11 protein-coding genes are annotated in these 10,783 nt (G+C 65.9%); 10 read left to right on the forward strand and 1 reads right to left on the reverse strand.

Annotated elements, in window-relative coordinates; translation table 11 throughout:
• The 9 genes from M529_RS36440 to M529_RS36480 all read left to right on the forward strand — a co-directional run.
• Nucleotides 1-554 (forward strand): baseplate J/gp47 family protein (locus M529_RS36440; RefSeq protein WP_021318198.1); only part of this gene is annotated, 554 nt, incomplete at its 5' end.
• The gene (locus M529_RS47780) at nt 554-1,231 is read left to right on the forward strand and encodes a YmfQ family protein (protein ID WP_161626350.1); all 678 of its coding nucleotides are present in this window, start codon (nt 554-556) and stop codon (nt 1,229-1,231) included. The genes M529_RS36440 and M529_RS47780, both read left to right, overlap by 1 nt.
• A complete protein-coding gene (locus M529_RS36450) occupies nt 1,231-3,615 on the forward strand; it encodes a hypothetical protein (RefSeq protein ID WP_021318200.1) in 2,385 nt (794 codons plus the stop codon). Before M529_RS47780 ends, M529_RS36450 begins: the two co-directional genes overlap by 1 nt.
• A 13-nt stretch (nt 3,616-3,628) precedes the next feature.
• Complete coding sequence (locus M529_RS36455; RefSeq protein ID WP_021318201.1) at nt 3,629-4,258, forward strand: gp53-like domain-containing protein; 630 nt, start codon at nt 3,629-3,631, stop codon at nt 4,256-4,258.
• 146 nt (nt 4,259-4,404) lie between these two features.
• On the forward strand, nt 4,405-5,223 hold the full coding sequence (locus tag M529_RS36460) for a DNA adenine methylase (RefSeq protein WP_201766347.1): 819 nt from the start codon (nt 4,405-4,407) through the stop codon (nt 5,221-5,223).
• A 98-nt stretch (nt 5,224-5,321) separates the two neighbouring features.
• Nucleotides 5,322-5,444 carry a hypothetical protein gene (locus M529_RS50590; RefSeq protein WP_269078872.1) on the forward strand — a complete coding sequence of 41 codons (123 nt, stop codon included), beginning with the start codon at nt 5,322-5,324 and terminating at the stop codon, nt 5,442-5,444.
• 161 nt (nt 5,445-5,605) lie between these two features.
• A complete protein-coding gene (locus M529_RS36470) occupies nt 5,606-7,729 on the forward strand; it encodes a TonB-dependent receptor (RefSeq protein ID WP_031295013.1) in 2,124 nt (707 codons plus the stop codon).
• A 132-nt stretch (nt 7,730-7,861) separates the two neighbouring features.
• Nucleotides 7,862-8,977 (forward strand): DUF47 family protein, encoded by a 1,116-nt coding sequence (locus tag M529_RS36475; protein ID WP_021318205.1) that lies wholly within the window; start codon nt 7,862-7,864, stop codon nt 8,975-8,977.
• Between the two features lie 36 nt (nt 8,978-9,013).
• Nucleotides 9,014-10,018, forward strand: coding sequence for an inorganic phosphate transporter (locus M529_RS36480; protein ID WP_021318206.1), 1,005 nt, complete (start codon nt 9,014-9,016; stop codon nt 10,016-10,018).
• Nucleotides 10,019-10,060: 42 nt separating this feature from the next.
• On the opposite strand, the gene M529_RS50000 is transcribed toward M529_RS36480, so the two are convergent.
• Nucleotides 10,061-10,234 (reverse strand): hypothetical protein, encoded by a 174-nt coding sequence (locus M529_RS50000; RefSeq protein ID WP_021318207.1) that lies wholly within the window; start codon nt 10,232-10,234, stop codon nt 10,061-10,063.
• A 130-nt stretch (nt 10,235-10,364) separates the two neighbouring features.
• Between M529_RS50000 and M529_RS0124710 the strand changes: the two genes are divergently transcribed.
• Nucleotides 10,365-10,783 (forward strand): helix-turn-helix domain-containing protein (locus M529_RS0124710; protein ID WP_031295014.1); only part of this gene is annotated, 419 nt, incomplete at its 3' end.

Consider the following 10,783-nt stretch of genomic DNA (forward strand, 5'->3'; position numbering starts at 1 on the left):
GGGGAATCGCGGGCGGCGCCGACGAGGAAAGCGACGACGCGCTGCGCGCCCGGCTGCTCGCCCGCATCCGCCAGCCGGTGCGGGGCGGAGCGGTGAGCGATTATGTCGCCTGGGCGCTGGAGGTGGCGGAGGTGAGCCGCGCCTGGTGCTACGGCAACTGGAACGGCCTCGGCACCGTCAAGCTGCTGTTCGTCATGGACGGGCGGGCCAACATCATCCCCGAGGCTGGCGACGTCGCGGTCGTCGCCACGCACATCGACGCGCTACGGCCGGTGACCGCCCAGGTGACGGTGGCGGCGCCCGTCGCCCAGCCGGTGCCCTTCACCATCGCGCTTTCGCCCGACACGGCCGAGGTGCGCGCGGCCGTGACGGCCGAGCTGGACGACCTGTTCGCGCGCGAGGCCGAGCCGGGCGGCACGATGCTGATCAGCCACATGCGCGAAGCGGCCTCCATCGCGGCAGGCGAGACCGACCATGTGATGGCGACGCCCACCGCCAATGTCACCGCCGCGGCCGGCGCCATCCTGACCAGGGGGGCGATCACATGGGCGTGATGACCGCCAGCGACTATTTCGGCCAGCTCCAGGCGCTGCTTCCTTCGGGCGCCGCCTGGCCGCGCGATCCGGACGCTGATCTGACGGCGTTGATCCGCGCCGAGGCGGAGGAGCTGGCGCGGCTCGACGCGCGCGCGCAGCAGCTGCTGGACGAGGCCGATCCACGCACCGCCTATGAGCTGCTGCCCGACTGGGAGCGCGTGCTGGGCCTGCCCGATCCCTGCACCGCCGCCGCGACGACGGTTGCGGCGCGGCAGATGGCTTGCTGGCGCAAGCTCGCCTATCAGGCCGGCCAGACGCGGGCCTTCTACATCGCGGCGGCCGCCACGCTCGGCTACGAGATCGCGATCCACGAATTCGATCCGAACGTCGACGACTATGACGCCAGCCTGGCTGCCGAGGTCGCCGCCGGGCGGTGGCGCTACATCTGGCGGGTCGATGTGCTGAACGCCGGATCGATGGACTATATGGTCGCGGGCGACCCCGCCGGCAGCGCGCTGCTGGAGGGCGAGCTGGCGCTCGACCTGGAATGCATCTTTCGTGGCGCCAAGCCGGCGCACACGCATGTGATCTTCACCTATCCCGATGACGACGACGCGGCCGAGGTGCTGCTGGAGAGTGGCGCCTGGCGCCTGCTCGAAAGCGGCGGGCGGCTGCTGCTGGAGGAACAAGACTGATGGTTGCGGTCAACCGAAAGGCCTCGCAGATCGCGACGGTCATCACCGACCTGGCGGACGACGATTTCTGGCTCGGCGTGACGGCCGGGCTAGAGGACGCTGTGCTTCATGCTGCGACGATCGAGCGGTACATCCGCAACAAGTTCCTGGCCGATCCGATCGAAGGCGTGCTGACCGTACCGCCCAATTACCTGGAGGGCGACAATGCCTCCGCCCTGCTGAATGCGACCGCGCTGGCGGCCCGCGCCCTGCGCCGGCCATGGCAGCTGCGCGGGGGTGTCATCTATACCGCACTTGACAAGGTCACCACCTGGACCAGCCTCAACTTCAATGAGGCGCAGATCCTGACAGTGAACGCTGGCCAGGCCGATCCCGTCATCGAAATCGCCGCCCGAACCGAGGACGTCGAGGTGGTCCCGCTGGAGACGGCGAACGCATGGACGCTGATCAAGGGATCGGCCTTCATCCCGGAACTGGTGGGACAGCGCGGGTGGACCTATACCATCGACGGGAGCGATACCGACATCCAGCGGGCAGGCGGCGGCCGAATTCGGCAGGGTCAAAGCTTCACGGTCGTGACCGACGATGGCCAGATCTCGACGGCGCTGCGCGTGGCCTTCACCCAGCCATTTGCCGCTGGCACGGTGATCACCCGGCAACGGGTAAGGAAACCCCTGATCGTATCCGGCCTCAATATCCGGGTTGCCGAAGCGGCCGAAACAGCCGGACGGGACATGCTTGTGGCGGTCCGTCGGAGCAACTCGGTCATTCGTGACGCCGTCCTGTTCAACGAGATGCCGCTCGAAATTCGGCAGGGGTTCCTGCACGAGAATTGCGAGGGGATCGTCTATGATAACAGCCTGGTCGATGGCCTGCATATCAACGCGACCAACTATGGCTGGAACGGCAATATCGCATCCGGGGTGACGTTCCGCGATTGCCGGGCTTCCGGCTCCCGGCGCGACATCGAAGGTCATAAATGCGTGGATTATCGCGTCGTCGGCGGCAATTTTCCGGACGGCCTCGGCGGACACTGGCTCCATGGCCTGTATCTGAGCGCCATGCCGACGATCGGCGCTTCCAACCCCAACAACCCCTATTGCATCCAGATGGCGGGCAGCGACCTTATCGGTGCGGCACACTTCCAGCTCGACAATGGTTCGATCCAGGCCGTGAAGATCCGGGGCGACATCTTCGAGCTGGGCGGCGTGGTCGACCTCCGCGGCTCCGTCTTCCGGCTCGACAACAGCGCCAATCAGCTCGGAGAAGCTTCGCCGGACATTTATCTGGTGCGCCTGGGCGGCCAAAATCCCGGCTATGATACCGGGCGGGCGGTGTCCATGCCCGCGGCGATCGACATGACCGATGTCACCGTGGAGCTGGTCGGGGACTGCAACTTCTCGGTTCGCGCGCTGGCGCTGACGACATCCGCCAATGCAGCCAGCTTCCCTCAACCGATCCAGATGTCCGGACGGGCCGAAATCGACCTCTCGCTGGTGAATTTCCCCGATGCCATCGCCGCTGGCTGTTCCGAGCCCACCTATGTCGGCCTGCCGCCCGTGAGGATAGATTATCTTCGCCCGCAGACGAGTGTCGGGACAGGATATGAGATGAGTATCAGGGGGATTCCCGACCTTCGCCTCTACGCGGATGCAGGCGTCTGCGACGACCTGGCCGCGGCGCGGGCGGCGATCAGGATCGAAGGACTGCGGCGCAGCCGACTGACCGCGCGCTATGGCGGGGCGCGCGCGCTTCACCTGACGAACTGCGCGCGTCCCGAGGATGTGGAGGTGGCCGACGGCACTAATACCGCCCTTGGCGATGAGGAATATTCGTTCAATGCGTTCGCGCGGCCGACGGCGACCAATCTGGCGGCGGGACGATATTTCCACGGCCATGGCCTTGGTCCGAACACAGCCAGCGTGGCGGTGGAAGCGAACAAGCCCTATCTCTTCGCCTTCGAGCGGACGGTGGACATCGACGCGCTCGCCATCGAAATCACTGGTGCGGGCGCAGGCGGCTGTTATGCTGGCATCTACGCGGCCGACGCCGAAGGCAACCCATGGCTGCTCATGGCGACAGCCGCCGAGCTTGACACCAATTCGACGGGCATCAAGCCCTTGCTCATTTCGGCACGGCGGCTGTGGGGGAAATGCTTTCTTGCGATGGCCTTCAGCGGCACTCCCACGCTGCGCGCCTCGACGTTGAGCGCGACGCAGCTGCATGACGCCTATGGACGGGGCGGCTTCAACACCACGACGGCCGATGCCTATCTGACTTTCACCGACCCATGGACCTACGGGCCGCTGCCCGTGCTTTGCCCGGCTGTGAAGGCGGAGGCCGCGACATCCGGGGTTCCCGCAATCGCAGTGCGAACGGCGTAAGGAGTACCGACTGATGCACAGGATCGACACGCCGGGCGCCACCGAGGACGGTCGCTTCAAGGAGTCGCCCTTTCCGGCCACGCGCGTCGGCGCCGATTGGCTCAACGCGCTGCAGGCCGAGGTCGAGACCGTCATCACGCATGTGACGGGCGGCAATATGGAATTGGTCAAGGCGAACAACGCGCAGCTGCTCGCGGCCATCCTGGCGATGATCGGCCGGGCGATCGACGCCAGCCGCACCGATATTAACGGCGACCTCGCCGCGCTTTCCAACAGTGTCGGGCTTCTGCTGACGGCGATGCAGAACACGATCAACGGGCTGTTCGTCCTCACCACCGACGAGGCTACCAGCCAGCGGACGATCACCTTCGCGGGTGGGCTGTTCATCCTCAAAATGGGCTATTTCCGCGAGACCATCACCTCGGAGGTGACGCGCACCGTCAACTTCGCGAGTCCCTTCCCAGGCGGCTGCTGGCATGCATTTACCCAGGGCGTCATCGCATCGGCCAGCAACCTGCGCGATCTCTGGCCGCAGGTCATCCCGCCGCTCACCACGGCCGCCAGCTTCACCGTCCAGTTCCAGGCCGACGACACCAACGACATGGCGCTCAGCGGCTTTGACTGGTGGGCGATCGGTAATTGAGCTTCGCCCTCCGTCGATCGGGCGGGGGGCAAGGGGCGCGCCAACGCCCCTCAACCGCAGGATAGGAGCCTGCATCTCAGCGCTGATCAGGCGCAGTCGATCCCCGCCACCGGGCACCCCGGCGGCAGGGCTTTTGAGGTGCAAAGATGAAGGATTTGGAAATGCTCACTCCGGTCGGCCCGGTTCGTCCGGTCGCCAGCTACATCGGAGGGAAGCGGGCGCTGGCAAAGACGCTGGTGCCCATGATCGCGGCAGTGCCGCACCAATGCTATGTCGAGCCGTTCGTGGGCATGGGCGGCATTTTCTTCCGCCGCGATCGCCGACCAAAGGCGGAGATCATCAACGACATCTCGGCCGACGTGACCAACCTTTTCCGGCTGCTGCAGCGGCATTATCAGCAGCTGCTCGATGTCCTAAAATGGCAGGTCACCAGCCGGGCAGACTTCGACCGCCTGGTGCGTGTCGAGCCTGACACTCTGACGGAGCTGGAGCGGGCAGCGCGATTTCTATTCCTGCAGCGCATGGCATTTGGCGGGAAGGTCATGGGTCGCAACTTCGGTACCAAGACAACGGGACCGGCCATGTTCGATCTCACCAAGCTCGTGCCGATGCTGGAGGACGTGCACGAGCGCTTGGCCGGGGTGGTGATTGAGCGGCTTCCCTACGAGCGCTTAATTCCACGTTACGACCGGGCCGACACGCTCTTCTATCTCGACCCTCCATACTGGGGCTGCACCGATGACTACGGCCTCGGCGTGTTTTCAGAGGCTGATTTCGAGCGTCTTAGCGGCCTTTTAAAACGGGCTCGGGGGAGCTTCATCCTGTCGATCAACGACGTGCCCGAGGTGCGCGAGATATTTTCCTGGGCGTCGATCGAGCCGGTCAACCTAAACTACCGCGTCAGCGGCCGGGTGACGGCGGCGCGGGAATTGATTATCTCTTCCCCACGTCAAATCGGGAGGTGAAGATGTCCATTCCAAGGGAGCAATTAGCGACGGCGGCTACGGCGTGTATTGCGAGAGGTGGGACAGCGCAGGTCTATTTCGGCGGACTGGTCCTAGCGATGCAGCATCAGGCGCGGGTCACCAATGGTCAGTTGGAGGGCCGTGGCCCAGACAACGAATCGTACATCGCCATCGCGGTGGAGGCCATCGACGCGGTCGTGCTGCAGGAGCCGCTAGACTGATCGCGGCAGTGCTACAAAAGCTCTTGTCCCACGCTCTAAAAGCTTTTGTCGCGCTTCACCACGCGACGGGTCGCTTCGCATCTGCGAAAAAGTGTGTTGATATGTTGTATCATACACGATAGGCAGCGCTCACCCGTCTTCTTTCAGGGATGATCCGCCTCATGATCCGCCTTACGCCGCTGCGTGCCAGCTGCGCCTTCTCCGCGCTTTGCCTTGCCGTCCCCGCCCCCACCTTCGCCCAGACCGACGCCGCGCCGGCCGATGCGGCCGACCAGGGCTATCACGACCAGACGGACATCGTGGTGACGGCGCTGATCCCGCGGCGGCAGGGCGACATCCTGTCGGGTACCTCGGTCGTGAGCGGGCAGGAACTGACCCGCAACCTGCGCACCACCATCGGCGAGACGCTGGCGCGCCAGCCTGGCGTGTCAGCGACGTCCTTCGGCCCCAATGCCTCGCGCCCCGTGCTGCGCGGTTTCCAGGGCGAGCGCGTCCGCATCCTGACCGACGGCATCGGCAGCTTCGACGTGTCGAACACGTCGGTCGACCATGCCGTCGCGATCAACCCGCTGACCGCCGACCGCATCGAGGTGCTGCGTGGGCCCGCGGCGCTGATCTACGGCTCCTCCGCCATCGGCGGCGTCGTCAACGTCATCGACAGCCGCATCCCGCGCCGCGTGCCCGACGAGCCGATCCATGTCGAGGGCATCGCCACCTATGGCAGCGCCGCCGACGAGCGTACCGGATCGGGCGAGGTCGAGGCGCCGATCGGCGACAAGATCGTGCTGCATTTCGACGGCAGCTATTCCAAGTCGGGCGACCTGGACACCGGCAGCTATATCCTGACCCCGGCGCTGCGCGCACGGGCAGCGGCGAGCGGCGATCCCGAGATCGAGGAACTGGCCGGGCTGCGCGGCAAGCTGCCCAACAGCGGGGCCGAGACGTGGGAAGTCGCGGGCGGCGCCGCGCTGATCACCGACGGAGGCAATCTGGGTTTCTCGGTCGCGCATACCGATAATCTCTACGGCGTCCCGGTCCGCTATGCGGTGGAGCCCGGCGAGGAGGCGGAGCAGGTGCGGCTGCACATGAAGCAGGACCGTGTCGACCTGCGCGGCGAAGTGCCGGTCAATGGCGGCTTCCTCGATTCGATCCGGCTGCGGGCGGGCTTTGCCGACTATCAGCACCAGGAGATCGAGGACACCGGCGAGGTCGGGACCACCTTCTACAACCAGTCGATGGAATCGCGGCTGGAGCTGGTCCAGCGCAACCGCGGCGGATGGGACGGCGCGATCGGCGCGCAGTTCTTCACCCGCAAGTTCCATGTCGACGGCGAGGAGAAGTTCCTGCCGCGCAACCAGACCGACCAGATCGGCTTCTTCACGCTTCAGTCCTTCGACTTCGGATCGACCCGCGTGGAAGCCGGCGGGCGATACGAGCATACCGATGTCCGCGCCGATGCCGACGAGACGCTGTTCAACCCGGCCTATAGCCGCAGTTTCGATGCCTTTTCCGCATCCGTCGGCGGCAGCCAGGAACTGGCGCCGGGCTGGCGCGTGGGGCTGAACGTCGCGCATACCGAGCGTGCGCCTTCGGCCGAGGAGCTGTTCGCGCGCGGCAACCATGCCGGTACGCAGGCCTTCGAGCTGGGCAATCCGGACTTCACCAAGGAGCGCAGCTGGGGCGTCGAGGGCACGCTGCGCGGCCAGGGCACCGGCTATACCCTGTCGCTGTCGGCCTATCACAACTGGTTCAAGGGCTATATCTACGACGCGCAGGTCGCGGACGACGCCTGCATGGCGGTGAACGGCGGCGAGGCGCTGGAATTCCCCTGCTTCCAATATTCGCAGGCCGACGCGCGCTACTGGGGCTTCGAAGCGGAAGGCACGCTCAATCTCGGCCAGGTCGGCGGCTACGCGCTGAAGGCGGACGGCGTCGCCGACTATGTCCGCGCGACGATTACCGGCTCCGGCCCGGCGCCGCGCATCCCCCCGCTGCGCCTGCTCGGCGGCATCGAGGCGCAGGGCGACCGCCTGAGCCTTCGCGGCGAGGTGGAGCACAGCTTCTCGCAGGATCGCATCTCGCAGAACGAGACGCCGACCGACGGCTTCACCCTGGTCAACCTGTCGGCCGCCTGGAAGCCGCTACCCGGCAACGACCGCACCACCATCACCCTGTCCGCCAACAATATCTTCGATGTCGAGGCGCGCCGCCATGCCAGTTTCCTGAAGGACTATGCGCCGCTGGCCGGCCGCGACATCCGCATCACCGCGCGGCTGTCCATATAGCAGGTGAGGCGGCGGTCCTCTTCGCACGCATGACGATTGCATAAAATGACAATTTTATTACATCGCAGGGATGGACCGCCCGCCATACCCGACTGACCGACCGCACCGCCATCCCCCGCCGGGGAGGCGGTGATGCGCCAGATCGCCGCGCTGCCCTATCGCACTGCGCCGGGCGGAGCCATGCAGGTCTTGCTGATCACGTCCCGCGACACCAAGCGCTGGGTGATCCCAAAGGGCAACAGGGTCAAGGGGCTGGCCGGGCATCGCGCGGCCGAGATCGAAGCCTATGAGGAAGCGGGCATCCACGGCATCGCCTGCCCGGCGTCGCTCGGCCGCTACCGCTACGACAAGCGGCGGCGCAAGGGCGGGTCGCGCGAGGCGACGGTGGAAGTGTTCCCGCTGGCGGTGACCGGACAGCTCCACCATTGGCCCGAGCAAGGCGAGCGCGAGTTGCGCTGGTTCCCGGTCGCCGAAGCCGCACAGGCGGTCGACGAACCCGACCTGCAATCCATCATCGCGTCCTTTCGCACGCCGCCGAAAGACCCGGGCTTGTTCTTTCGCCTGTTGATCCGTATCCGCGAGTGGCAAAGCGAAAGGACTGGAATGCTGCGCTGGTTTCACGCGCTGATGCCCAAGCAGGGCCGCTTCTTCGAGCAATTCGAGGATCATGCCGCGACATTGGTCGCCGGTGCCGATGCACTCGCGAAGCTGTTGAAGGGCGGGCCGGACATGGCCGAGCACATCCGCACGATTTCCGACCGCGAGCATGAGGCGGACGACATTATCCGCGAGGTGCTGCAGGACGTGCGGCGCATCTTCGTGACGCCGTTCGACCGCAGCGCCATCACCGGCCTGATCGGCGTGATGGACGACGCGATCGACCAGATGAACCAGACCGCCAAGGCGATCGCGCTGTTCGAGGTGACCGAGTTCCCGTCGCAGATGCAGGACATGAGCGCGCTGATCGTCGAATGCGCGCGAATCACCGCTGAAGCGATGCCGCTGCTGCGGTCGCTGAACCTGAACGCGGTGCGGCTGCACGACCTGACCGAACGGCTGGTGAAGCTGGAGGGCCATGCCGACCTGTTGCACGAGGCAGGACTGAAGGCGCTCTACCTCCAGGCGCGACAGGGCAATCCGATGGACTTCGTGGTGGGCAACGAGATCTACGCCCATCTGGAGAAGGTGACCGACCGTTTCGAGGACGTCGCCAACGAGATTTCCGGGCTGGTCATCGACCACGCCTGATGCCCGGCATCCGGACGAGATAGAGACAGGCCCATCATGGAAGCCCATATCGCCCTGCCCCTGCTCGTCGGCCTGGTCGCCGTCGCGCTGGCGTTCGACTTCCTGAACGGGCTGCACGACGCGGCCAATTCGATCGCGACCATCGTGTCGACGCGGGTGTTGAAGCCGCAATATGCGGTCGCCTGGGCCGCCTTCTTCAACTTCATCGCCTTCCTCTTCTTCGGCCTGCATGTCGCCGAGACGGTGGGCAAGGGCATCGTCGACGCGAGCGTGATCGACGCGCAGGTGATCTTCGGCGCGCTGATGGGGGCCATTGCCTGGAACCTCATCACCTGGGGGCTGGGTATCCCGTCCTCCAGCAGCCATGCGCTGATCGGCGGGCTTCTGGGCGCCGGGACGGCCAAGGCGGGCGTGTCTGCCGTGGTGTGGAGCGGCGTGTTCAAGACCAGTGCCGCCATCGTGCTGTCCCCGGCCGTCGGCCTGGTGCTGGCGCTGCTGCTGGTGTTGGTTGTCGCCTGGGTTTTCCGCCGCTTCACACCGCAGGGCGCGGACCGGGTATTCCGGCGGCTCCAACTGGTTTCGGCCTCGCTCTATTCGCTGGGCCATGGCGGCAACGACGCGCAGAAGACGATGGGGATCATCGCCGTGCTGCTCTATTCGCAGGGCCTGCTGGAGGGCGGCTTCCACGTGCCGCTGTGGGTGGTGCTGTCCTGCCAGGCGGCGATGGCGCTGGGAACGCTGCTGGGCGGGTGGAAGATCGTCCACACCATGGGATCGAAGATCACCCGCCTGACCCCGGCGCAGGGCTTCTGCGCGGAGACGGGCGGGGCGATCACCCTGTTCATGGCGACTCATCTGGGGGTGCCGGTGTCGACCACCCATACCATCACCGGCGCGATCGTGGGCGTGGGGGCGTCCCGCCGGCTGTCGGCGGTGCGGTGGAACGTGGCGTCGAGCATCGTCGTCGCCTGGATCGTCACCCTGCCCGCCGCCGCGCTGATTGGCGGCGCCTTCTACTGGCTGGCGCGCCTGTTCGGCTGAGGAGGGCGCGGGAACCGGTCCCGCGCCCCTTTCAGCCCCGCATCAGGCGACCCGGCCCAGGCGGTGGTAGAGATTGGCGTACTTCACCGATTCCGGCTGATCCTGAACCTCGCGCAGATAATGGGCGATGGCGGTGCGGATCAGGCCGAAATCCTCCTGGGAGAAGACCGCGCGCGAACGGGCGGGCTGCGGCGTTTCCAAGGTGTCGCTGGTCATGGCTAAGCTCCTCTTCCAATGGAGTGATGCGACCAACATGGAGAGCGAGGCGGACAGTTGAAATGGCTAAGAGTGCCGTCATGTCATGAGACGACTTGTTCATGATGTCATGATTTGACATTATGTCAGAATGGCGACTTCCGACCGCAAGCTCTATCTTGGCCCCAAGCTCCGCGTCCTCCGGCGCGAGCTGGGCATCAACCAGACGCGCATGGCCGAGGAGCTGGGCGTGTCTCCCAGCTATCTCAACCATCTGGAGCGCAATCAGCGGCCGTTGACGGCGCAGATGCTGCTGCGGCTGGCCAACACCTACGACATCGACGTGCGCGATTTCGTCGCCGGCTCTGCCGAAGGGTCGGCGAGCGAACTGGGGGAGATCCTGTCCGACGCGCTGGTGCGCGACATCGGCATCGCGCGGGACGAGGTGCTGGAGGTCGCGGAGAACTATCCCGGCGTGAGCGAGGCGATCGCGCGCTTCTACCGCGCGCTCAGCGACCTGCGGCGGCTGCCGGGAGAAGCCGAGGCGCGCGGCCCGGGCACGCCGGCCCC

Origin of the sequence: Sphingobium ummariense RL-3 (genome assembly GCF_000447205.1) — a bacterium.
GTDB lineage: Bacteria > Pseudomonadota > Alphaproteobacteria > Sphingomonadales > Sphingomonadaceae > Sphingobium > Sphingobium ummariense.

Coding starts and splice junctions, on each gene's coding strand:
- M529_RS47780 (WP_161626350.1), top strand. CDS start 554: ATGACCGCCAGCGACTATTTCGGCCAGCTCCAGGCGCTGCTTCCTTCG.
- M529_RS36450 (WP_021318200.1), top strand. CDS start 1,231: ATGGTTGCGGTCAACCGAAAGGCCTCGCAGATCGCGACGGTCATCACC.
- M529_RS36455 (WP_021318201.1), top strand. CDS start 3,629: ATGCACAGGATCGACACGCCGGGCGCCACCGAGGACGGTCGCTTCAAG.
- M529_RS36460 (WP_201766347.1), top strand. CDS start 4,405: ATGAAGGATTTGGAAATGCTCACTCCGGTCGGCCCGGTTCGTCCGGTC.
- M529_RS50590 (WP_269078872.1), top strand. CDS start 5,322: ATGCAGCATCAGGCGCGGGTCACCAATGGTCAGTTGGAGGGCCGTGGC.
- M529_RS36470 (WP_031295013.1), top strand. CDS start 5,606: ATGATCCGCCTTACGCCGCTGCGTGCCAGCTGCGCCTTCTCCGCGCTT.
- M529_RS36475 (WP_021318205.1), top strand. CDS start 7,862: ATGCGCCAGATCGCCGCGCTGCCCTATCGCACTGCGCCGGGCGGAGCC.
- M529_RS36480 (WP_021318206.1), top strand. CDS start 9,014: ATGGAAGCCCATATCGCCCTGCCCCTGCTCGTCGGCCTGGTCGCCGTC.
- M529_RS50000 (WP_021318207.1), bottom strand. CDS start 10,234: ATGACCAGCGACACCTTGGAAACGCCGCAGCCCGCCCGTTCGCGCGCG.